The following is a 24,425-nucleotide window of genomic DNA, read 5'->3' on the forward strand; positions in this document are numbered from 1 at the left end:
ACATAAAACTTGGTGACTTACCTTATGACGATGCCTAAGACGACGTTAATTAAAAACCTTCGTGGCGCTCCAGCACTTTCTGAGTTCAGAGTTAAAAAACTGTTAGCTCAATGTGAACAGTTACAACTGCCTGTAAATGATATTTATGCTGAATTTGCCCATTTCGCCCAACTTAATCAAGAATTAAGTGCCAGTGAAGAGAATGTTTTACAGCAATTACTTAACTACGGCCCAAAAATTGAGGAACATCAACCAACAGGCTTATTTTTATTAGTGACACCTCGTCCAGGCACTATTTCTCCTTGGTCATCAAAATCTACCGACATAGCTCACAACTGTGGCTTGAATAAAGTTGTTCGCTTAGAACGCGGCATTGCTTATTACGTCTCATTAAAAAATGATGTGCCATTAAGTACAGAGCAAGAAGTGCAATTAAACGCTTTACTGCACGACCGCATGATGGAAAGTGTTTTTAATGATTTCGCCGAGGCAAGCACGTTATTTTCGAGCAGTGAACCGGGTGAATTAACCGTCATTGATATTGAAAACGGCGGTAAAAATGCATTAGTTCAAGCGAATATAGAGTTAGGCTTGGCCTTAGCCCCTGATGAAGTGAATTACTTATTTGAAAATTTCACTAAGTTAGGCCGTAACCCACACGACATTGAGCTTTATATGTTTGCTCAAGCAAACTCTGAGCATTGTCGTCATAAAATTTTTAACGCTGACTGGACCATAGACGGCGTTAAACAAGAAAAATCCTTATTTAAAATGATCCGTAATACCCATGAGATCAACCCTGATTATGTACTGAGTGCTTATAAAGATAATGCCGCGGTAATGGTCGGTAATAAAGGCGGTCGTTTCTTCCCTAACCCTGAAACAAATATTTATGCTTACCACCATGAAGATATTCAGATATTAATGAAAGTTGAAACGCATAACCACCCTACGGCAATTTCACCCTACCCTGGTGCTGCTACAGGCTCAGGCGGTGAAATTCGCGATGAGGGCGCAACGGGTATTGGCTCAAAGCCAAAAGCGGGTTTAGTGGGTTTCTCGGTATCTAACTTGCGTATTCCTGACTTTGTACAACCGTGGGAAACTGATTTTGGCAAGCCAAGTCGCATTGTTACTGCTTTCGACATCATGATGGAAGGCCCATTAGGTGGCGCGGCATTTAATAATGAATTTGGTCGCCCAGCTATTTTAGGATATTTTCGTACTTATGAAGAAGAAGTTAACTCCTTTAATGGTTTAGAAGTACGTGGTTACCACAAGCCAATTATGCTTGCCGGTGGTTTAGGTAATATTCGTGATGAACATGTACAAAAACGTGAAATAATTGTTGGCGCTAACTTAATCGCTTTAGGTGGCCCAGCAATGAACATTGGTTTAGGCGGTGGTGCTGCTTCATCAATGGCTTCAGGTCAGTCAGCTGAGAGTTTAGACTTTGCTTCAGTACAAAGAGAAAATCCAGAAATGGAACGTCGCTGCCAAGAAGTTATCGATAAGTGTTGGCAATTAGGTGAAGAAAATCCTATCGCCTTTATTCATGATGTTGGTGCTGGTGGCTTATCAAATGCTTTCCCTGAGCTTGTCTCTGATGGCGGTCGTGGTGGTGTTTTTGAACTTCGTAACGTACCAAACGATGAACGTAGCATGGCACCGCACGAAATCTGGTGTAACGAATCTCAAGAACGTTATGTTATTGCCGTATCAGACAAGAACTTAGCGGTTTTTGAACAAATATGTCAACGTGAACGTGCGCCATATGCTGTGGTTGGTCGCGCCACTGAAGCATTGCAATTAACCGTTACTGATGCACATTTTAGCGATAACGAAAAACTTAATACCCCGATTGATTTACCGCTTGAGCTATTATTAGGTAAAACACCTAAAATATTTAAAGACGTAAAAACGGCAACCGCTGCTGGTGATTCATTAGAGTTAAGCAATGTCACCTTAACGGATGCTGCGAACCGTATTTTAAGTTTACCAACGGTTGCTGAAAAAACCTTCCTCATAACCATTGGCGATCGCAGCGTAACCGGCATGGTTAACCGCGATCAAATGGTTGGACCTTGGCAAGTACCGGTAGCCGATTGTGGTGTTACCGCTTCTGCCCTTGATTCATACCATGGTGAAGCCATGGCTCTTGGTGAGCGTACACCTGTTGCCTTATTAAACTTTGGCGCTTCTGCTCGTTTAGCCGTCGCTGAGTCTTTAACCAACATTGCTGGTACTGATATTGGCGATTTAAACCGTATCAAACTTTCTGCTAACTGGATGTCACCTGCGGGTCACCCTGGTGAAGATGCCGGTCTATATGAAGCAGTTAAAGCCATTGGTGAAGAACTTTGTCCAGCCCTTGGTTTAACCATTCCGGTCGGTAAAGACTCAATGTCGATGCGTACCCAGTGGACTGAAGAAAAAACAGATGAAAAGGGTCAAACTTCTCATGTAGAAAAATCTGTCACTTCACCTATGTCATTAATCATCACCGCTTTTGGTGTAGTTGAAGATATTCGTAAAACAGTAACGCCTGAACTTCGCAGCGACAAAGGTGAGACACGTTTAGTCGCTATCGACTTATCTAAAGGTAAAAAACGCCTTGGTGGTTCATGTTTAGCGCAAGTTTACAAACAGCTAGGTAATGAAACCCCTGATGTTGATAGCCCAGCAGTATTAAAAGGTTTCTTTAATGCCATGCAAGCCCTGGTACGTGCTGAACTGCTAGTTGCTTACCATGATATTTCCGATGGTGGTTTATTCACTACTGTTACTGAAATGGCGTTTGCTGGTCATACTGGTGTTGATATTGATATCAGTAAGTTATCAAACGGCGCAAGTGATGATTTAGCGACCTTGTTTAATGAAGAACTTGGCGCAGTTATGCAAATACGGATAAGTGATGTTGAAGCTATTGACGTAATTTTAGCTGAACATGGCATTCTCGATTATTGTACTGACATTGGTCATTTGAACAACGAAGATACTATTCGCTTTAGCCGTGATGGGGAAGTCGTCCTAGAAAACTCTCGTACTTATTACCGCACTGTTTGGGCACAAACGACTTATAGAATGCAGTCACTGCGTGATAACCCTGAATGTGCACAACAAGAGCATGATGTTAAATTTGATACTGAAGATCCAGGTTTAAACACTGAGCTTACTTTTGATATCAACGAAGACATAGTTGCTGATTTAATTATCAAAGATGCACAAAGCAGTACTGATGGTATAGCCAATCCACGTATTGCAATTTTACGTGAGCAAGGTGTTAACTCTCATGTAGAAATGGCGGCGGCTTTTGATAGAGCTGGTTTTGTTGCCGTTGATGTACATATGTCGGATATCTTATCAGGTCGTACTGATTTAGCGGATTTTAACGGCTTAGTTGCTTGTGGTGGTTTCTCTTACGGTGATGTTTTAGGCGCTGGTGAAGGTTGGGCAAAATCAATCTTATTTAACGCAGATGCACGCACTATGTTTAAAACATTCTTTGAACGTAAAGATACTTTCACCTTAGGTGTGTGTAACGGCTGTCAAATGTTGTCAAACTTAAAAGACATCATCCCAGGCTCTGAGCACTGGCCTCACTTTGTACAAAACAAATCAGAGCGTTTTGAAGCACGCTTCTCATTAGTTGAAATTCAAGAGAGTCCGTCAGTATTATTTAAAGGCATGGCAGGTTCACGTATGCCAATCGCTGTGTCGCACGGTGAAGGTTATGCTGAATTTAGCTCTGATACTGCTATTGATGCTGCCAACAACTCAGGCACAGTATCAATGCGTTTCGTTAATAACTACGGTGACGTTACTGAAACATACCCTGCCAACCCGAACGGCTCAGTTGATGGTATCACAGCGTTAACGACTACTGATGGTCGTGTCACCATCATGATGCCACATCCTGAACGGGTATTTAGAACAGTAGCTAACTCATGGCATCCAGATAGCTGGGGTGAAGATTCACCTTGGGTGCGCATGTTCCGTAACGCTCGTGCCTTTATTGGCTAACCTTTTTGCTATTAAAGCTAATTTAATTGTCAAAAGTACTCACTGACATGCGTCAGCTCCGTGCTTTTTCCGCTAACTTAGCTTAACTAGCTTCAAGGACTCTGATTAATTTTAAGCAGACTTAAATGCAAGAAACTAAAAACCGACAATTCCCCATAAAGGATTTGTCGGTTTTTTAATGCCTGCTATCCTAAGCGCCAAAGTTACTGACCTTTGTCAGCTCCGTGCTTTCTTCGTGAACTTGACTCAATCAGCTTCAAGGTACTCTAATTAAATTTGAACAACACTTAATTAGAGAAACTAAAAACCGACAATCCCCTAAAAGGAATAGTCAGTTTTTTATTGCATAATTCAATAACTTAAACGAGAATAGCACCAATTAAAGTAACCACTCAATAATAAACACTCGCTTTTTTGAGCGATTGTATCTGTGCGGAAATGGAATTATGCATTACTTAGTTAAATTATATTTGTTAACGGCTTTATTCGCTTTTTCTACTATATCTCAAGCAAGCCAAGATGAGGCTACTTTCTCTATTGGTGCGTTCAATGAACCTGAAGGAGATCGTGCTGGTGCCGAAATATCGGTATCTGCAAAAGGAGATATGTTTGGCGGCAGACTAAGTGGCACTTTGTATTTTGGTGGTAATAACGTTAAAACAGCTGAAACAACGAGTTACTTTTCTGCTGATGGTCATTTTTACCCGAAAGGTAATACAACTACAACCGAGTATGAAAGTAATGAGCTTTACCTTGGTTTTTCAGGGTTTGCCTTTGTACATTTAGATCAATTAATAAATCCATATCTCGGTGTAGGTTTTTTTATTGGAAAAACACAACACTGTAGCAGTCACGAAGAGGAATTTGAGAGCTGTACAGATGATCCAGTACTTGCTGTTTATCCTGAATTTGGCATTGAATTTAACATTCAAAGTATCCAAATAACACCTTATATTCGACGTTATTTTGACACCAGTGACTCACACAAGTCTGGCAATGTTTACGGCATTAACCTGGGCATAAGATTTTAGACTTTACTTAATGTTATCCCTCTAGCAGACAAATCAACATTTGCTGCACATACATTGATTGAAGTTAATTTTTATCAGGTAATTGCCATCAATAAACTAGACAAAATCTAATGAGATATCGGTGCAGCCTTTTACACAGCGTACGCCTGTTGGTCCAGCTTGCTCAGGGGTATGGAGTTTTAACGGTTGTTTACAGACTTTACATAATACGGTTTTACCTAACATCACCTGTTTAAGCAGTTTCTTTTGTTCAAAAAAGGATGATTGGCTTGCTTTTTGTAAGGCGGAAAATTGTTTTATATCTATGTTCATATACGTCCTAAACTCGCTTTATTTGTAGAGAATAATACCATTTTATAGCGAGTAATAGCCCAGTTAGTCAAAATTACCACAAAATAAACGCTATCAAACTGTCCCTTTAACGGCGTGGCACTTGAGAAAAACAGCGGCTGATAGTGGCTGATTTTTACTTTTCTTGGCAAGCCGTTAAAGAAAATTTTTGCTTGTTTGCTAGTAATAACCGACCGAAGTTGAGCACAACTCTTGACCAGAAAATAGTACTGAGCAGTCGATTTACCCTCACTTATTAGCTCATCAGGCTTTTATTGCATCTGCCAAACGTTATTGCCGCTTTACTCTTCTGGACAACATGTTAGCTCACGACTCAACTTCATAGTCATTTTCTGCAATATTTGCCGATTATTATTATCAATGCGCTATTTTAGCTTTGCACCGACCATAAACCTAGTAAAATAACGGCAAAGCCCTAACGACTTCTTGCCAATATGCCTATAGATAATAGCTGTTCAGAAAATCAGGACGACACCACCACTAGAAACCAACATAAGTTTGAGTGGCATATCAAAGTCGATGGGCACGTTAATGGCACTGCCATTTCAATATTAGAAAGTTATCGTGATGGCCAAAGTAATTCACCACAAACGTCGTTATCAACAGCAGCGTTAAAGCAGGCCATTAGTAAAGGCGCCTTATGGTTAACGCCGGCAAAAAATAAAAAACAAACACAAAGATTACGCCGAGTAAAAAAACAATTACTCCCTGATGATGAACTGCATTTTTATTACAATAGTACAGTGCTGTCAACACCGGTTCCACCAGCAATACTCATTGAAGATTTAGTTGATTACAGCGTCTGGTATAAACCCTACGGTATGTTATCGCAGGGTTCTAAATGGAGTGATCATTGCACCATTGCCCGCTTTGCTCAGCAAAACTTGCCTAACGAGCGCCCAGCTTTTATTGTCCATCGATTAGATAGAGCGGCGACTGGCTTGATATTAATAGCACACAGTAAAAAAGCGGCACGGGCGCTGTCAGCAATGTTTGAGCAACACCAGTTAGAGAAAAATTATCATATTATTGTTCATGGTGATCACAGTAAAAGACCACAACCAGAAGTTATTACCGCTGACATTGATGGCAAGAGTGCCCGCAGTACCTTTACTTGCTTGGCCTATGATAGCTATGCCGATCGCTCATTAATAAAAGTCAAAATAGACAGTGGTAGAAAGCATCAAATCAGACTACATGCGGCAAGTATTGGCCTGCCTGTGGTCGGTGATAGATTACATGGCATAGCCGATGAAAGTGAGCCATGTGATTTACAGCTATGTGCGGTTAGCTTACGCTTCTCTTGCCCGCTCACCCCTAAGATAACATCAGTAAGTGCTGGAACAGCCACAAAAAAAGAGCGATATTTTGAGTTGCCAGAAACATTAAAGCCTCAGTTATCACCGAGGCTTTAATGTTATATCGCTATCAATTAGCCAGATAAAGTAGCTAGGCTAATTGGTTATAGCGAAAATACTCTAGCTAAAATAATATTGCTAGCATAGTGCCGCTAAATACAATAATTAAAGTCAGCATCTTCAAGTAGAGATAAGCTATTACCAACCAACTCTTTACTGGCAATCGCAGTTAAAATCTTTAAACCTTGCTGACGTTGTTCTAGTGTCAGTGCTTGATAAGGTAAACGAATGTTTTTAGGCACCGCATCTGTCATCATTAACGCAGTATTAATGGCAATAGGGTTAGGCTCACAAAATAGCCAGGCCATTAAATCGGCTACTTGTTCATTAAGTTGTGTGGTTTGTGTTAAATTTTCTTTATCCATTAACTGGCGCATAATGCCGGGGATAATATTTGAAGTAACTGAAATCACGCCATGTGAGCCATATTCATGACGGCCAGCATAACTTTCATCATCATTACCGGACCAACAAGCAATACCTTGTTTTTCATAATAGGCAATGCGTTCGTTACCGGCACATTCTTTCACACCAATAAAGTTTTTATGCGAGGCTAAAGGCTCAATGAATTCTGGGGTTAAGTCTTGTCCCGTTCTACCTGGAACGTTATAAATAAAAGCAGGACCTATATCGAGTACTATTTTTAAGTGCTCAATTACCCCTTTAAGCGAAGTACGACCATAGTATGGGTTTATCTGTAGTGCGGCATCCATACCTATAGCAAAACCATATTCGGTGGCTTTTATTGCTTCACGGGTATTATTACTACCGGTATTACCCACAATAATTAATTTATCGCCAAAATTATGCACACAATGAGCAATTAGCATTAAGTGCTCTTCCCAGCTAAGTAAGTGCCCTTCCCCGGTAGTACCACCGACCACAATACCATCAACACCGGCCGCGATTTGCTGCTGTATTAAGAAATCGTAACTTTTTAAACAAACTTCCCCTTTTTCAGTGTAGGGCGTTTTTATTGCGGTAATTAAACTTGCTGCTTTTAATCGCTTCATTAACTATCTCTAATTTTTTATTTGATTCTAATTAAGGTAAATCAGTAAATTCTTACCATTAGTCTAACAATGACCGGTGTTATCAACAACCCGTGTCATGATATATTCTTCATTGGTTAATCTATGTTGATAATGAAATTTTTTATGATCCAAGGATAACACCTTATACACTTGATAATTATCATCATTATTTAAATCTGCGGCATAGATTTTATCATTAATCAGTTCGTTTTTTGTTACGGTAAAGTGAATATCAGCCACTAAGCCCCAATCACCAAGCTCGGTAACTTGCTCAATAATTACGCCATTAACATCCAGCGTAATAAAGGTAAATTCAAAACTGCCATCACTACTAAGCTCAGCATACTCAACGGTTTCATGGCCTTGCTCATCAATATCACTTCGATACCAGCGACCAAAGAGTAACGCTCTTGCATAGGTTTTTTTACTCACTAGGTATTGCCCTTAAATTTTGCTATGTGGAATTATAATTTTAAATTATTAGTTATACCAATCCGTATAAGAAAGTGATCGCTTAGCTAGATTTTAAAGACTTAGCAGCAAGCTATTGATGAAGATAATGGTTATTCAGCAGAATAGCTCCGGCATTCTCTAATAAGCTAGCTCCATGTCGCTTCCTTGTCAAAATCAATAACGCTGTTTATAAGCGGTTAACACTGCCTTTCGGGATCGTATGCTCACCATGATAACGGTACAATTTTTTTTAATATAGACAAACTATTATTTTTAGTTGTTAAAGCAAAAGCGCTGTCAATACTGCCAGGCAAAGTATCAGTGCTAATATTGGCCACTACTTTAATGATACGTCATTACCAACGGTTGATTGTCACTGTGCCATTAGGGTTATGTAAGCTAAATACTTTGCCTTGTTACCGAGAAGGACGAGGGTAATTTCAGCCCTGATTTTTACTGACCATGACAACTAGGCTGACAAGACAAATTAAGCACGGTGAAAAGCACTAAGCTCTTTAGCCAGTTTTAAATTACATCACTCATTGCTTATGCCCTATATTTTATATTTTTTAACTTCATAAAAAAATTATGATGTAACTTTAGAGAAAAAGGTTTAAATTTATCGACAAATAAATACCTTAAGGATAGATGAACCATGTCAGCCCCGAATGTACAGTTATTATTAACCGGTAATGAGTTGATGACCGGAGATATTGTTGACAGTAACTCCGCCATGATGGCACAAATACTAAAAGAACTTGGACTTAAAGTTAACCGTAAGGTAACCGTTGCTGATGATTTGGCACTACTGGTCAGTGAAATCACCTACATGGCAAGCACTAGTGACCTATTAATAATTAATGGCGGTTTAGGGCCAACGGTGGATGATTTAACGGCGCAAGCTTTAGCGCTTGCTCTAGGGGTAGAGTTAAGTCAACACCCACAAGCGCTGAGTCATTTAACCCACTGGTGCCTGCAACGCGGGACAGAATTAAATGCCCCTAACCTCAAACAAGCCATATTACCTAAAGGCTGCCAAATAATAGCCAACAGCCGTGGCAGTGCCGTTGGTTTTTACGTGCGTTATAAAGATTGTGACATTTACTGTACCCCCGGAGTTCCCCATGAGCTAAAAGCCATGTTAATAGAGCAAATAGTGCCGCTTATCGCTAAAAAAATACCGAGTGATTTAATCACTGAGGTCACTCGTTTGCAGGTTTTTGGTCTAGGTGAGTCAAGTTTGCAAAAAGCAATTGATGAGCAACTGCCCAATTGGCCGACAGAAATAGAACTGGGCTTTCGTGCGGGTATGCCCTTACTTGAAATAAAGCTAACTACAAATACCAAGCAAGGTTTGGCATTAAAATCACTCTGGCAAAAGAAATTAGTCAAGGTGCTTGGCGACCATTTAATCGCTGAGGTGCAAGGCAAGCCAAAATCACTGGCGGAACACCTGCTGAATCAATTACAACAGCACAATATAAAAGTCACCACGGCCGAGTCATGTACTGGCGGTCTCATTGCCAGTACATTAACCGAGATCAGTGGCTCATCGAGCAGCTTTGAGGCCGGCTTTGTCACGTATAGCAACGAAATGAAAACAGCTATGTTAGATGTTCCCGCAAGTGTTTTAGCGCAAGAAGGTGCGGTAAGTGAGGCTGTGGTGATCGCCATGGCGCAAGGTGCATTATTAAAATCTAAGGCGGATATTGCCATCGCGGTATCCGGAATTGCCGGACCCAATGGCGGCAGTAAAGATAAACCTGTGGGTACCGTTTGGTTTGCTTGGGGTCGCCTGGGAGATATCAAAACTCAATGTTTACAATTACCTTATAAAAGACGTCAATTTCAACAATTTGTCGCGGCAATAGGGCTAGACTTACTCCGTAGATACCAACAAAATTTAACGACTATACCAAACTATATTGCCGAAAGAGCTTTTCCTCCTCAGTAAAGGGCAATAATGATAGACAAAACCCTAACAAGATATAAACTAGAATCAATATAACCCAGCGGATAAGTCATCGCTTAATCATTGCTTAGTGTATTAAAAATTTATATATTAAGACAAAGTATAAAAAGAAATAACACATGAATATCAGGAGCCTATTGTGATAGAGAAAAATTTTATAACCAGTGGCCGAAATACCATTATTCACAAGATAAAGAAGTTCGACTTACTTATTATGAATGGTGAGAAGTTGGTTGTCATTGTTAGCCATCGTGGCATTGGTATTTATAAGGGTGAAGTACCTGCGAAACGATCTATTGCTAAAAAAGCGTATCAAGACATTATTAATATTGCATCTACCGAAATTTTTGGTGAAGAGAAAACACTCTTATTCATCCAAGCGCTTGATGGTGTAGAGTATAAAATTGACTATTCTAAAGAAGGTACCACTAGCTTTATTAAAATTCATCAAAGCCATTATATATAGGTTAAGTATATCTCAAGCCAGCTTGCGAGCAGAGAAAACATAATAATTATAAAATAACAACAGCATCTATCCGTTATTTGGCTCAGCAGTACTTAACGGTTAGAGGAGCCCAGTAATGACCAAAGCCAGTTTAATTTGCAATGATAAAAATAATATCGATTTAGTGTTAGAGCCGATTAAAGGGGGAGACACTATTTCCACCTTAACTATCAATGAGCTAATAGAGGCATCAGAGTATAAAAAGCTTCGCATCAACAATGGTAATGTCAAAAATGCTGTTGCTGAGTTACATGATGTGCTCAAACCATTGCAAGATAAAAATACTGGTAGAACCATACGCTATCAAGTGCTTGAGCGCGTTGACGCGAAAATCAATATAACCATAGAAGCGGATGAAATGGGTGCTAGTGCAGAAATCACCAGCGCTCAAGGCGGTAAACACCTAACGGCAAAAGCCATATTAACTGCGGCACAAGCCGCTGGGGTAAAAAAAGGTTTTAGTAAAGAGCATTTAATCCAACTGGCACAACTTGCCGCCAAAGAAGCGCCTAACAATCAAGTTGAGTTGCAAATTGCCACAGGAAAAATAGCAATTAATGGTAAAGATGCCATTATAAAACCCTTGGTTGAAAGTGCACAAACACGCATTCTCAAACCTAAAAAACGCGAAGATGGTAGCGTAGACATGCGAGACCTTGGCGATATTATCTGTGTAAATGTTGGTGATCCTCTGGCCAAAAAAGTCCCCTTAACCAAGGGTGTGCAAGGTTACACGGTAACGGACACGCCTTTAGCCGCAGAGCCAGGTAATGATATCGAACTCGTTGCTGGGCAAGGTACCAATATAAGTTCACAAAATACTAACATTTTAGTTTCAGAGAAAGTTGGTCTGCCTAAACTCATTAACAACGGCATGGAAGTTGATGAGGTATATAAGATTAAAAATGTCACCGTGTCTACCGGTAATATTAATTTTACTGGTAGTGTTATTATTGATGGCGATGTTACCGAAGGCATGAAAGTTACCGCTTCTGGCGATATTACCGTGGGTGGTTTTGTTGAGTCGGCAACCCTAGAAGCCGGTGGCGATATTACCATTACTGGTGGTATTATTGGCCGAAAACATGATACTGACAAAACCCAGATTAGCAATATGACTATGAGTGTAAATATTCATGCTAAAGGCAGTGTTTATGCCAAGTATGGTCAATATGCACAAATCACTTGTGCTCAAGACGTACGTATTGAAAACCAGTTACTACACAGTATTTTAGATATTAATGGTCGCTTATGGGTAGGTAAAGATGGTAAAGCTGATGGTAAACTCATCGGTGGCTATACCAAAGTAGGCTCTTCAGTTAATGCCGGCATGATTGGTGCTACTGCGGGTAGTAATACCGTAGTTAATTTTGAACATAAAATCCTAAAATTTAAAAATGATATTCGTCAAATAGATGAGTTACTCAAAATAGAGTCGGATAAAACCAATGAATTAAAAGCGGCGATAAATAAATTAAAGAAACTACCTAAAGATAAAGCAAAACCCGAGTTAATAGCCAAAATAGTGCCAACCTACCAATATCATGCCAATAAAACGGGTGAAATACTCAATGAAAAAAGCAGCCTTGAAGACAACCTACAAGAGTACATGGCGAGTGTTTATCTTGAAGCCACAGAAAAGCTTTATCATGGCGTTGAGCTAATTGTCGGTGATTTTAATGAGAAAACACGCCGAGAATATGGTCCAAGTAAAATGATTTATCATGAGAGAAAGATACTTATTGACCCTATAGTGAATACCTAACAGTGATGGTAAACACCTCAACGCTAAAATATTGTACTCTGCTCTTTTTCACCTTACCCTTAAGCCAGCAAGCCTATGCTCAGCAATGCTCCATTCATCTTAATTATGGGGTTATTATTGCCCCTAAACATATCCGCATCGTCGATCAAGGTATTACCCAAGTACAAATTAACAATAGCGAGCAACTTTTTATTAAAGGTAGGGAAATTTCCTTATCTATAGAGCAGCAACAACTGTTAAGAAGCTTCAGTAGCGGGATCCGCCAACAAGTCCCAGAAATAATCGCTATGGCGATTGAAGGAGTAGATATTGCGTTAAAAGCAATCAATAAAATGATTGCTGGCTTAACGGGGGAAAACAGCGCTGCACAACAAAAAGTACAAGCCAAATTTGATGAGATAAAATGGCGGATACGTGCACGTTTTAATCAAAGTGCCAATAACTATTATATAGCGCCACAAGACTTAAATGATTTTGATGAAATGTTAACCGGTGAATTTGAACAAGAGATAGAAGCGATGATTTCAATCTCTATCGGTTCAATATTAGCCGCTGTTGGTCAGTCGGTATTAGTTGACCGTAATAGCAGCGAATACGGTAGCGAAACACGAATAACCACCTTTGATAAGCGATTAACAAGCCTTAGCGCAGGCTTGGATCTCGGTGTGACTATACGTGCTCAAGCACTTGATAAAAAAGTGGCTATTTTTTGTCAAAAACTGAGTCAATTAGATGAAATTGAAACTCAGCTTCACCAGGCCATACCCGCATTAAAAGCATATAACCTTATCGAAATATCTACTAAGCTAAACTCTTGATAGTGGGCGGCTTATATTTACGTAAAATCAACGAGTTATATTCAAGAGAAATCCAACAAGTAAGTAAAATTATTATATTGCCCGCCCCTCAAAAAAGAAGAAAAAAGCCCAAGACACTCCTTAGAGTATATTGGGCCTTGCAACACTAAAATAACCTAATAGCTGTATATAATAGCAATTTAACTCTGTTGCTGAGTCGCAACAAACTTAATAGCTATGGTATTACATATTCGGGTAGTTTGGCCCACCAGTGCCTTCCGGCGTTACCCAAGTAATATTCTGACTGGGGTCTTTAATATCACACGTTTTACAGTGAATACAATTTTGCGCATTAATAATAAACTTATCACCTTGCTCAGTTTTTTCAACTTCATAGACTCCGGCAGGACAATATAGCTGTGCGGGTTCATTATATTTCAATAAATTAACACTAATAGGAATGTCAGCATCTTTGAGTTTTAAATGACAAGGCTGTTCTTCTTCATGATTGGTATTAGATAAAAATACCGAAGACAGTTTATCAAAACTTAATTTATTATCTGGTTTTGCATACTTAATCACTGGAACATCAGCCGCAAGCTTCAGTTGGGCATGATCTAGGCTATCATCTTTAAAATTAAACGGTAATTTACCGGAGAAAAAATTCTGATCTAAAGTGTTATAAGCGCCACCTAATAAAGTACCAAACTTGTGCATCGCCGGACCAAAATTACGGGTACTGTATAGTTCTTCATATAACCAAGAGTCTTTATAGAGTTGGCTGAAGTGCGTTAAATCCTGCTTACCTTCTTCGGCAATACCTTCATCATTAATCAATACTTGGGCAATGGCTTCAGCCGCTAACATGCCTGATTTCATTGCGGTATGATTACCTTTAATTTTAGCAAAATTAATGGTACCGGCGTCACAGCCCACCAATAACCCACCCGGCATGGTCATTTTAGGTAATGAATTAAAACCACCTTTCGCCATAGCTCGGGCACCATAGGAAACTCGTTTACCACCTTCAAGGTATTGACTAATTTTAGGGTGATGTTTATAACGCTGAAACTCATCAAAAGGGCTTAGATGTGGGTTGCTGTAATTTAAATCAACAATTAAACCAACAAACACCTGATTATTTTCTGCATGATAAAGGTAACCACCACCGGTAGTTCCTTTATCTAACGGCCAACCAGCAGTGTGTACCACTAGACCTTCTTGATGTTTTTCTGGCGCTATGTCCCAAATTTCTTTAAAACCTAAGCCGTAATGTTGCGGCGAGCTTTTTTCATCAAGATTAAATTTTTCAATTAACTCTTTACCTAGGTGACCACGACAACCCTCAGCAAAAACCGTGTACTTAGCACGTAACTCCATACCTGGCATAAAGGAGTCTTTTTCTTTGCCCTCGGCATCTAACCCCATATCACCGGTGATAACACCACCAACACTACCGTCATCATTATATATGATACTTTGCGCAGGGAAACCGGGGAAAATTTCAACACCTAATTGCTCTGCTTGCTCAGCTAACCAGCGACAAACATTACCCATGCTAACAATATAGTTGCCGTCATTATGCATAGTTTTGGGTACGGAAAAGTTAGGTAATTTGATACCTGATTTTTCACTCGTTAATAGGTAAATATCATCAGCAGTTACTTTGGTAGTTAATGGTGCATTTCTTTGTTGCCAATCAGGAAATAATTCATTTAAAGATCTGGGTTCAAAAACAGCGCCGGAAAGAATATGCGCGCCCACTTCTGAGCCTTTTTCAACTACACAAACCATTAACTCTTGCTGCTTATCTTGTGCTATTTGCATTAAGCGACAAGCAGTTGATAAACCGGCAGGGCCAGCACCAACAATGACTACGTCAAATTCCATCGATTCGCGTTCCATAAGATCTCCCAGTATTATTATATTTAGACTGTTAAGTTTTCAGTAAAATTCAAACATGTGTTTGATATTCAAACAGGTGTTTGATAGTATCTTATAACAGATGCCCAAGCAAGGCACTGTTACAAGCACTTATCTAGATTGTATCTTAGTTTAAAAGTTTTCACCAAGATTACGTTGACGTTGACGTAAACCAGGGGTATCTTTTAACTATTATTGTAAATTAACAAACCTTTTCAGAGGCTGCGATGAAAGTATTAGTTCCGATAAAACGTGTTATTGACTATAACGTCAAAGTTCGAGTAAAACCCGATCATTCCAATGTAGATCTTGCCAATACAAAAATGGCGATCAACCCTTTTTGTGAAATTGCCATTGAAGAAGCGGTACGTTTAAAAGAAGCGGGTATCGCAACAGAGGTAATTGCAATTTCTATCGGTGATAAGTCTTGCCAAGAACAATTGCGTACTGCATTAGCCTTAGGTGCCGATCGCGCTATTCAAATTGAAACAGATGAAAACCTAGATGCATTGAACATTGCTAAATTATTGCAAAAAGTGGTTGAAGAAGAGCAACCGCAACTTGTTATTTTAGGTAAACAGTCCATTGATAGTGACAATAATCAAACTGGCCAGATGCTAGCGGCACTTACAGGCATGCCACAAGGTACCTTCGCCTCAGAAGTGAAGTTTATTGACGATAAAGTCAATGTTACCCGTGAAGTTGATGGCGGTTTACAAACTGTTGCGCTTAGCTTGCCCGCTATTGTAACCACAGATTTACGCTTAAACGAACCTCGCTACGCTACATTACCTAATATTATGAAAGCTAAGCGTAAGCCATTAGTAGTAAGACCAGCGGCAGATTTTGGCATTGATTTAAGCCCACGTACTAAATTATTAAAAGTTACGCCGCCAGCAGAGCGCAAAGCTGGTGTTATGGTAAAAAGTATTGATGAATTAATTGATAAATTAAGAAATGAAGCCAAGGTGATCTCATGAGTATTTTAGTAATTGTTGAACACGACAACAGCTCGTTAAAAGCTGAGACCCTAAAAACAGTAGGCGCAGCGCAAAAAATTGGTGGTGATATAACACTACTGGTGGCAGGTTTTAATTGTCAAGATGTTGTTGATGCGGCAGCAAAAGTCAATGGTGTCAACAAAGTAATAGTCTGTGACAATGCCGTTTATGAGCATCACCTTGCTGAAAATCTTAGTTTATTAGTCACTGAATTAGCCAGCGATTATGAACACATTCTGGCAACAGCGCTTACTACCGGCAAAAACTTTATGCCTAGAGTTGCCGCGTTATTAGATGTTGCGCAAATTTCTGATATTATTGACGTTGAAAGTAGTGATACTTTTATTCGCCCTATTTATGCCGGCAACGCTATTGCCACAGTACAAAGTTTAGATAACAAAAAGGTTATCACTGTACGTACTACTGGCTTTGATGCGGTAGCAACCGATGGCAATGCTGAAGTGGTTAAATTAGATACGGTTACTGATGCCGGTATTTCAAGCCATGTAAGTGACGAACTCACTGTCTCTGAGCGACCTGATCTAGGTGCGGCAAGAGTGGTAATTTCTGGTGGTCGCGGCATGCAAAATGGCGATAACTTTAAATTACTTGACGGTATTGCCGACAAACTTGGCGCAGCAATTGGCGCATCACGCGCAGCTGTTGATGCTGGCTTTGTGCCAAACGACATGCAAGTAGGTCAAACAGGTAAAATTGTTGCTCCTGACTTATACATTGCCGTCGGTATCAGTGGTGCTATCCAGCATTTAGCTGGTATGAAAGACTCAAAAGTCATTGTCGCTATCAATAAAGATCCCGAAGCGCCAATCTTCCAAGTTGCAGATTACGGTATTGTTGCTGACTTATTTGATGCTTTACCTGAGTTAGAAAGCAAGCTTTAAAATATTCAGGCAATAATATACCCGTTACCATTCAAGATGCATGTTTCAAAGTGCTTGAGCAATTTCAATTCAAGGCGCTGTGATGAAATAATGGTTGTTCAGGAGAATGTGCTCAGGATAATTGCTCCTGTATTATCCGTATAAGGTACTTCCTGTACCGTCTGCATTCTCTAATAAGCACCATCCATGTAGCGTCATTATGAGTGACGGGTATCTATCACTAACAAGCGGTTTTCAGCTTGTTAGTGATATAATAAAACCACAGTGACTATGAACGTTGCTGTGGTTTTATTTTATCTAAAATTTGATTAACCAGTTTAGCTAAGAGTATTGAGTGATATATGAAAAATAGTTTGTCTAGTTTAAGTGATTTAGCCGCTGCTTTTGGTAAAGCCCCCATTGAGCCTAATAAATCGACACCAGCCAGTGATGACTCACTAGTCTATTCAACTGACACCGGCCGCATTAACAAAAAAAAAGAAAAAACTGTTACGCCAAGTGATGGTTTTGCACGTGTTAGACGCGAAACCAAAGGCCGAAAAGGCAAAGGGGTTGTGGTCATCAGCGGCCTAGGTCTAGACAACAAGGCACTAAAAGAATTAGCAAAAAAACTTAAAAAGACCTGCGGCAGTGGTGGCTCAGTCGTTGGAGAAACCATTGAGGTTCAAGGCGATAAGCGCGAGGTAATACAGCAGGTGCTAGAAAAGGCGGGTTTTAACGTTAAGTTTACCGGCGGTTAATGCTCCACGCTAGCTAGGCTTTATTATTACCGAGTTAAATTTCATAAGCTTTTCTGCCTGCTAAGGCATGAGCTAGAGTATTACCATCAACATATTCTAATTCCCCGCCCACAGGAACGCCGTGGGCAATTCTAGAAATATTAACTTGATATTGCTGGGCAAGCTCAGCAATATAGTGCGCGGTTGCCTCCCCTTCGACCGTAGGGTTAGTTGCTAAGATAACCTCACTAAACTGACCACTAGCAAATTGCTTAATTAATATATCAAAACCTAAGTCATCTGGCCCTATGCCATCAATAGGGGATAAATGCCCCATCAAGACAAAATATTTACCAAAAAACTCACCGGTTTGCTCTATAGCAATAACATCACCCGGTGTCTCAACAATACAAAGCTTAGTCGCTAACTGTCGTTTAGGGTTTTGACAAATTTCACAGAGTGGTTCTTCGGTAAAGTTACGACACTGTTGGCAATGGCCAATATCGGTCATCGCCTTTGCTAAGGTTTTGGCGAGTTTACTACCGCCACGTCGGTTACGTTCAAGTAACTGAAATGCCATGCGTTGTGCTGACTTAGCGCCAACCCCAGGTAAACATTTTAGTGAATCAATTAACTCTTGCACAAGTGGACTAAATTTCATAGGTAACTGCTTTTATTTTAAATTTTAATGACTGGCTGATAAACAAAATAGCCTTATGAAAAAAAGTAATAGTCAATGTCGGCTCTTTTTCAAAACATAAGGCTAATTTTAATAAAACTAATGGCTAAATAGTAGTGGCTTACCGAAAATAATTGCACATAGTTTAATTACCGGCTGCAGAAGAGAGTCGCTGCTGTCTTAGAGCAGAGGGTAATTCAGTAAACATCATTTTAAAGTGTCGATAAAGTAACTGTGATCAGAAAAACCTGACTGATAGGCAACTTGGGCAATGGGTAGTTTCGTTTCCACCAATAACCGCCTAATAAAGAAATACTCATTGATAATAACAAATGACCAAAACAAGTAAACGCCGATTTTGTTGCATTACAATCCGATTTTATATTAACCGTTCCCCCTTGATATCGATATACTAAATTTAATCGACAACTCACCAACTAACGGTTTAAACTTCTAGTTAGTTAAAAACTCTTGAGTCACAAGATGAATAAAGTCCACCCAGGAAAAATTAGATTAGGTATGGTTGGCGGCACCAAGTGAATTGTTGTTGAGCAAGAGGAATATCCTAATGGTTTGAGTTCTCTTACTGCAGTAGTTTTATCTAAAAAAGGCTTAGAGCAGTATATTAAGCAACTTTAGTAAAAGAATAATTTCCTTTGATAAGTGGTTAGCGTTTGCTTTGTTAAGTGAGTTTGTATAGATTAATTATTGAAATATATAATAATAATGACAGAAGACGGACGTAGTATGAGTACTGTTCTTTTTAACACCCTTGATTTAGCATTGCTTTTTACCATCTATCAATGTATTTTATTTGCCTTTTTTTTAGTACTGATCAAAAAAGGTAAAAAACAAAGTAACGTATTGTTAGCGTTATTTTTATTGTCCTATGCGGCAATACCACTAGATACCCTAATTAATTTTGGCGAAGGATTTCGTCAATTTGCCATTAGTTTTTCAGCGAATGTTTTTTATGTTTTTGGCTTAGCTTATTGGTTAGAAGCCGTATTGTTACTCTTCTATGTCCGCTCACTTATATACAAAAATTTCAGCTTTAAAAAAACCGACTTACTCTATCTATTGCCATTTTTTCTTTACCTTATTTATGAAAGCAATGCCTGGTATATGCTTGATAGCGATACAAAAATAGCCATTCTTAATGGCTACCATATTGAAGCAGAGCCTTTTTATACTCGCTTCATCAATTTATTTAGAGAATGTTTTCGAACTTTTTGTGGCATATTATGTTTGCTCGAATTACGTAATTATCAGAAAAAAATCAAGGATAACTTTGCTGATATCGAAGGTGTCGATCTTACTTGGCTTAAAGTGCTAACTATTGGTTTTCTCATCATTAAAGTACAAGCGGTATTTATTACCTTGGGCTACATGACCTCGATTGACCTGCACTTTAGCATTAACTACCCTGTACTTGGCCAGCTATCTAATTTTATGGTTATGTTTTTAATTAGCTTTTTAATATTTTTTAGTTTAGGGGTATCAAACCTTTTTCATGGTATGGACAACTCAACCTCCCTGCCTTTAGAAAAAGAATCGATAGACCCTGAGCAAATAAATGCCTTAACGCTTTACATGAATGAACATAAACCTTATTTGAATCACTTGTTAACGTTAGACAACCTTGCTACACAAACTTTTATGCCCTCAAGGCAGTTATCGCAGGTAATTAATCGACATTTTAAAAAGAACTTCTTTGAGTTCATTAATGGCTACCGTATTGATGAAGCTCAAATGCTACTGACAAGAAAAGAAAATGAAAAAATCACCATGCTAGCCGTAATGGCTCAAGCCGGCTTTAACAGTAAAGCTACTTTTAACACCTTTTTTAAGAAGATTGTTGGTATGACACCAACGCAATATAGAAAAGAACAGCAAAAAACATAAATGAAAACACTACTCTTTAATAGTCACGATATCGTCTTATTAGTAGCTTGCTATATCTGTTTTTTATTTGCAGCGATGACCTTATTAGGTCGCAGTAAAGCAGATTCAACACCTCGTTTCTTAGGCTTTTTTTTATTATCACAAGCAGGGATTTCCGCCTATGTACTGGCCTTGTATGGCGAAGATTTTCATCTTTGGTCGGTAGCTCATATGCCTTGGGTATTTTCAACCTTAGAGTTGGCTCTTTGGTTAGAAGGGCCACTTTTATTATTGTATACACGTTCGGCGCTATACCAACAGCTCAGTTTTAAAAAGGTTGACCTGGTTTTATTACTGCCCTTATTAATCTATCTAGTGACGCTAGTCCTTGTTAAAGTTCAATTTACCACAGCTCAGGGCGTCGATTTTCTACTTTTTCTGAGAGCTGAGCATATTCAGTATTATGAACACTTGCGCAATGTCGTTCGGGCTGGTTTTGGCGTTTGGGCTTTATTTACCATACGGCACTACCAAAATCAGCTCTCAACAGCTTATTCTAATACAGAGTCAGTCAATTATACTTGGCTTAAACTGTTAGTAGTCGGTTTTATTGTCTTAAGATTGTGGTCTGAAAGTTACCTGATCATTTATACCTTAGTTACGGCAATTTTTGACGCATCAACGGTTACTTTAATCAATTTCAATTTAATGGGAATTATAGAGAATTATGGACAGTTATTACTGGTATCTACTTTACTGTTCTTTGCTTTATCAGACCCTCGCAATATTCTCCGGGTAAGCAAAGAAACGCTAGATGGTATTACTAATAAAGACATTACTAAAACAGACAAGCCTAATACTTACTCACCTGAGCAAGTTACCCGTGTCGGTAATCATATGGAAAAACAGCGCCCTTACTTAAACAATCAGCTTAAAATTGACGATTTAGCACGGCAAGTATCACTGTCACCCAAATTACTCTCCAATTTAATCAATCGAGAATTTAAAGTTAATTTTTTTGAATACGTTAACCGTTATCGTTTAAAAGAAGTAAGTGCTTACCTCACCGACCCCAATATGGCTAATCAATCCATTATTGACCTTGCCTTTCTTGCTGGCTATAACAGCAAAAGCAGTTTTAATCGATTATTTAAATTAGATACCGGCAAAACTCCTTCACAGTTTCGCAAGGAAAAATTACCCGCAACCCCCTAGACAAGGGCTATTTTTGCTAAGAAAACCCCCTCAGCAAGATTCATTACCGGCAAGGACTTGCTCTATTTTCAGAAATAAATAGTCTGCTGTAGTCGTAGTATTTGTATATCCATAACAATAATGCTTGAACACTTCAAAAAAAAATTTTCAAAAAAAATAAATACAAATTACCGTAAAACCAACAACCTACAATATTAAAACAACAAAAACCCTTTTATAAAATGGTTCAACTTAAGAAAACACCTAACTTGGTACGCTGATAGGCTTGTTTTTAGCGATAGTCCATTCGAGCAAAGCGTCAAATTATTTATTACAGACCAGCAAATAAAAATAAATATAACAACATAAGTATTAACAAGCGGTGGAGAACACCATGAATATAGATATTATGCAACAATATATTGCTAAAAAATCACAAACGACCACGATGAGAGAAACTTTACTTACCTTACTGGCCGGCAGTGTCGCTATTAGCATGCTGGTATACCAACAGTGAACCCGGCAGTGATGTTTCTTGGAGTTTAGTCAAAAGTTGTCAGTAATAAGTTGTCACTAATACTCAGGTAACAAGTATGTTTTTACCATGGGAGTTACCTAATAAGAGTAACTCCCATGGTTACAATTAGTAACTAAATCTATATTTTTCATAACATTAAAAAGTACATCATTCGTTAACATAAAGTTGAACGTACGTTTATTGTATTTTTCATAAGTTGAGACGACTTCTTAATAAAAATATTTTACCTTATTTGTGTTGATGAATCCTTTCGGTTTTTCTCTTATACCAGTTCCATAAATTAGGTGAACTATTTTATACGTAGAAAAAATCGCCAAATACAAGGCATTTACTTTAATAACTAGTTGTTCTAATTATTAAATAAATAACGAAGTAGTTGGTGGTTTTAGCAAGTAGAAATGATCACATAGTTAGTGGGATTGGTGTTATATCGTAATGTTCCCATCACCAACGCAGGTTTAAACAACAAGCAGGTTTTTTTGCTTTGCGCTAAGTTTTTTTGACACTCACGCCCCTGCTCTTAAGCATATTGTTATTGAATTAATACAACAAAAAATAATAATCAAATTTAAAACATTTACAGGTAAGTACAATCATGGCGAATATACTATCTAATTTTACTCTTTTTAAAGCCGGTGCGAAATCAATACATATTGCCACCTTACTTTGCAGCGCATTAATATTGACCTCATGTGGTGGTTCATCATCAACAGAGGCCGAAACAGAGCCCACTGACTCTAATCTCCCGCCGGCAGAGTTACCAATAGCGGAGCCGCTATTAATAGAAGCTGAAGATTATGTGCGTTTTTTAGATACGACTCAGGGTAACGAAGGTAATGCTTTTCGCAATGACAATGTCGATATTGAAGAGTTGAGCAGTGGTGAAGGTTTTATTGTTAGTTATACCGAGACAGGTGAATGGCTAGAATATGATTTCACCTTAACGGCTGGTAGTTATATATTGTCGATAAAAGTTGCTTCAGCGCTTGGTGGTGGGGCTTACTCTTTATTTCTTGATGATGAGCTAGTAGCGACCGATAGTGTCGCTGAAACTGGGGGTTGGCAAGTTTTTGAAAACCATGATGTTGCCCTACTTACTGTTACAGAAGGTGCTCATATTTTACGCCTTGAAATCATTTCAGGGCCTTTCAATATAGATAGTATTCACTTTAAAGTGGATGATGGTAGCTTTGTACCTCCCGTAGTTGTACCCGAAGAGGCGCCATTGCAGCTGCCTGATGTTAAGGTGGTGATAGACCCCAACCCAATCAGTCCACTAACGGCAGTGAGTGAAATGGGCATTGGCATTAATTTGGGCAATACTTTAGACGCACCAACAGAAGGCTCTTGGGCACCGGCAGCAGAAGAGCAATTCATTATTGATTTTAAAGAGGCGGGATTCAAACATGTGAGGATCCCAGTTACTTGGCATGAACGTACCGATAGCTCAGCGCCATATCAAGTAGATGCTGCTGAAATGGATAGAGTGGAAACCATAGTTGATTGGGCGCTACAGCAAGAGCTTTATGTTATTTTAAATGCCCATCATGATAACTGGCTCAAAGATAACTATGCTAGTCAGAGTAATCGCAATCGTTTTGACTCGATTTGGTTGCAAATCGTTGAGCGATTCAAATATAAATCAGCAAAATTACTGTTTGAAATTCTCAATGAACCTGTTGGCTTAACCATTGATAATGTCGATGAAATAAATGTACGAGTGCTCGATATTATTCGCCGAGCGAATCCGACCCGTTTAGTGGTGTTTTCTGGCAATGGTTTTACCCCAATTGATGCTTTGTTAGCCGCGGCAATACCCGATAAAAATGATGATTATTTAATTGCTAATTTCCATGCTTACGACCCCTGGCCGTTTGCTGGTCAGTGTCTTAGGGATTGGGGTACAGATGCAGATATCGCTGCATTAGGTGATATCTATCAAAAAGCCCATAACTGGTCAGTCGAACATGATATCCCAGTAACCGTCAATGAATTTGGTGTTGCCCACTTTGACTTTACTGCCCCTGAGAATATCTGTAATGAAGATGACCGTTTAAAATATATTGCAGCGCATGTGAATTTCGCCACAGCGCATGGTATAGCGGCAACTTTTTGGGATGATGCCGGTTCGTTTAGCACTTATGACCGTGCTGAGTATAGCTGGGGGCCAGAAAAAGATATTCTTGTCGCGCCGAACTTACCCTAAAATTTTAGACTAACTGCACAGTTAATAACC

The 24,425-nt window shown here is 39.1% G+C and carries 20 protein-coding genes; 15 read left to right on the plus strand and 5 right to left on the minus strand.

Features of this window, described 5'->3' with window-relative positions; translation table 11 throughout:
- Positions 1-30: 30 nt before the first annotated feature.
- Together purL and CMT41_RS12735 are read left to right on the plus strand one after the other, a co-directional pair.
- Complete coding sequence (gene purL, locus CMT41_RS12730; RefSeq protein WP_058028228.1) at positions 31-4,023, plus strand: phosphoribosylformylglycinamidine synthase; 3,993 nt, start codon at positions 31-33, stop codon at positions 4,021-4,023.
- Between the two features lie 446 nt (positions 4,024-4,469).
- Positions 4,470-5,054: a hypothetical protein gene (locus CMT41_RS12735; protein WP_058027471.1), complete on the plus strand. Its 585-nt coding sequence runs from the start codon at positions 4,470-4,472 to the stop codon at positions 5,052-5,054.
- A 96-nt stretch (positions 5,055-5,150) separates the two neighbouring features.
- Here CMT41_RS12735 and CMT41_RS12740 read toward each other — a convergent pair whose 3' ends face one another.
- Entirely contained in the window at positions 5,151-5,366 is a 216-nt protein-coding gene (locus CMT41_RS12740; protein WP_058027472.1) for a hypothetical protein, read from the minus strand.
- 473 nt (positions 5,367-5,839) lie between these two features.
- Here CMT41_RS12740 and CMT41_RS12745 point away from each other — a divergent pair, with 473 nt between their 5' ends.
- Entirely contained in the window at positions 5,840-6,820 is a 981-nt protein-coding gene (locus CMT41_RS12745; protein WP_058027473.1) for an RluA family pseudouridine synthase, read from the plus strand.
- A 95-nt stretch (positions 6,821-6,915) separates the two neighbouring features.
- On the opposite strand, the gene dapA is transcribed toward CMT41_RS12745, so the two are convergent.
- Together dapA and CMT41_RS12755 are read right to left on the minus strand one after the other, a co-directional pair.
- Positions 6,916-7,836 carry a 4-hydroxy-tetrahydrodipicolinate synthase gene (dapA, locus tag CMT41_RS12750; protein ID WP_057181650.1) on the minus strand — a complete coding sequence of 307 codons (921 nt, stop codon included), beginning with the start codon at positions 7,834-7,836 and terminating at the stop codon, positions 6,916-6,918.
- Between the two features lie 63 nt (positions 7,837-7,899).
- The gene (locus CMT41_RS12755) at positions 7,900-8,289 is read right to left on the minus strand and encodes a hypothetical protein (protein WP_057181651.1); all 390 of its coding nucleotides are present in this window, start codon (positions 8,287-8,289) and stop codon (positions 7,900-7,902) included.
- A 676-nt stretch (positions 8,290-8,965) separates the two neighbouring features.
- Between CMT41_RS12755 and CMT41_RS12760 the strand changes: the two genes are divergently transcribed.
- The 4 genes from CMT41_RS12760 (at position 8,966) to CMT41_RS12775 (ending at position 13,370) form a co-directional block, all read left to right on the plus strand.
- Positions 8,966-10,264, plus strand: coding sequence for a CinA family nicotinamide mononucleotide deamidase-related protein (locus CMT41_RS12760; protein WP_058027474.1), 1,299 nt, complete (start codon positions 8,966-8,968; stop codon positions 10,262-10,264).
- A 157-nt stretch (positions 10,265-10,421) separates the two neighbouring features.
- Complete coding sequence (locus tag CMT41_RS12765; RefSeq protein WP_057181653.1) at positions 10,422-10,748, plus strand: hypothetical protein; 327 nt, start codon at positions 10,422-10,424, stop codon at positions 10,746-10,748.
- A gap of 115 nt (positions 10,749-10,863) precedes the next feature.
- Positions 10,864-12,552, plus strand: a complete 1,689-nt coding sequence (locus CMT41_RS12770; protein WP_057181654.1) for a DUF342 domain-containing protein — start codon at positions 10,864-10,866, stop codon at positions 12,550-12,552.
- Positions 12,553-12,557: 5 nt separating this feature from the next.
- A complete protein-coding gene (locus CMT41_RS12775) occupies positions 12,558-13,370 on the plus strand; it encodes a DUF2884 family protein (RefSeq protein WP_058028229.1) in 813 nt (270 codons plus the stop codon).
- A gap of 222 nt (positions 13,371-13,592) precedes the next feature.
- On the opposite strand, the gene CMT41_RS12780 is transcribed toward CMT41_RS12775, so the two are convergent.
- Positions 13,593-15,254, minus strand: a complete 1,662-nt coding sequence (locus CMT41_RS12780; protein WP_058027475.1) for an electron transfer flavoprotein-ubiquinone oxidoreductase — start codon at positions 15,252-15,254, stop codon at positions 13,593-13,595.
- A gap of 245 nt (positions 15,255-15,499) precedes the next feature.
- Here CMT41_RS12780 and CMT41_RS12785 point away from each other — a divergent pair, with 245 nt between their 5' ends.
- The 3 genes from CMT41_RS12785 (at position 15,500) to CMT41_RS12795 (ending at position 17,915) form a co-directional block, all read left to right on the plus strand.
- Positions 15,500-16,252, plus strand: a complete 753-nt coding sequence (locus tag CMT41_RS12785) for an electron transfer flavoprotein subunit beta/FixA family protein (protein ID WP_057181656.1) — start codon at positions 15,500-15,502, stop codon at positions 16,250-16,252.
- On the plus strand, positions 16,249-17,175 hold the full coding sequence (locus CMT41_RS12790; RefSeq protein ID WP_058027476.1) for an electron transfer flavoprotein subunit alpha/FixB family protein: 927 nt from the start codon (positions 16,249-16,251) through the stop codon (positions 17,173-17,175). The genes CMT41_RS12785 and CMT41_RS12790 overlap by 4 nt, the downstream gene beginning before the upstream one ends.
- Positions 17,176-17,516: 341 nt before the next feature.
- A complete protein-coding gene (locus CMT41_RS12795) occupies positions 17,517-17,915 on the plus strand; it encodes a stress response translation initiation inhibitor YciH (RefSeq protein ID WP_438819275.1) in 399 nt (132 codons plus the stop codon).
- A gap of 34 nt (positions 17,916-17,949) precedes the next feature.
- Here the strand turns inward: CMT41_RS12795 and recR are convergent, their stop codons facing one another.
- Positions 17,950-18,555, minus strand: a complete 606-nt coding sequence (gene recR, locus CMT41_RS12800) for a recombination mediator RecR (RefSeq protein WP_057181658.1) — start codon at positions 18,553-18,555, stop codon at positions 17,950-17,952.
- 765 nt (positions 18,556-19,320) lie between these two features.
- Here recR and CMT41_RS12805 point away from each other — a divergent pair.
- The 5 genes from CMT41_RS12805 (at position 19,321) to CMT41_RS12815 (ending at position 24,395) form a co-directional block, all read left to right on the plus strand.
- Positions 19,321-20,478, plus strand: coding sequence for a helix-turn-helix domain-containing protein (locus CMT41_RS12805; RefSeq protein WP_058027477.1), 1,158 nt, complete (start codon positions 19,321-19,323; stop codon positions 20,476-20,478).
- Complete coding sequence (locus tag CMT41_RS12810; protein WP_058027478.1) at positions 20,479-21,672, plus strand: helix-turn-helix domain-containing protein; 1,194 nt, start codon at positions 20,479-20,481, stop codon at positions 21,670-21,672. It abuts the gene before it with no gap.
- 373 nt (positions 21,673-22,045) lie between these two features.
- Complete coding sequence (locus CMT41_RS19740) at positions 22,046-22,168, plus strand: hypothetical protein (protein ID WP_257721027.1); 123 nt, start codon at positions 22,046-22,048, stop codon at positions 22,166-22,168.
- Complete coding sequence (locus tag CMT41_RS19915) at positions 22,134-22,214, plus strand: cellulose-binding domain-containing protein (RefSeq protein ID WP_143760090.1); 81 nt, start codon at positions 22,134-22,136, stop codon at positions 22,212-22,214. Before CMT41_RS19740 ends, CMT41_RS19915 begins: the two co-directional genes overlap by 35 nt.
- A gap of 570 nt (positions 22,215-22,784) precedes the next feature.
- Entirely contained in the window at positions 22,785-24,395 is a 1,611-nt protein-coding gene (locus tag CMT41_RS12815; RefSeq protein WP_082606548.1) for a cellulase family glycosylhydrolase, read from the plus strand.
- The last annotated feature ends 30 nt before the right edge of the window (positions 24,396-24,425 follow it).

This window comes from Colwellia sp. MT41 (genome assembly GCF_001444365.1).
GTDB classification, from domain to species: Bacteria; Pseudomonadota; Gammaproteobacteria; order Enterobacterales; family Alteromonadaceae; genus Colwellia; species Colwellia marinimaniae.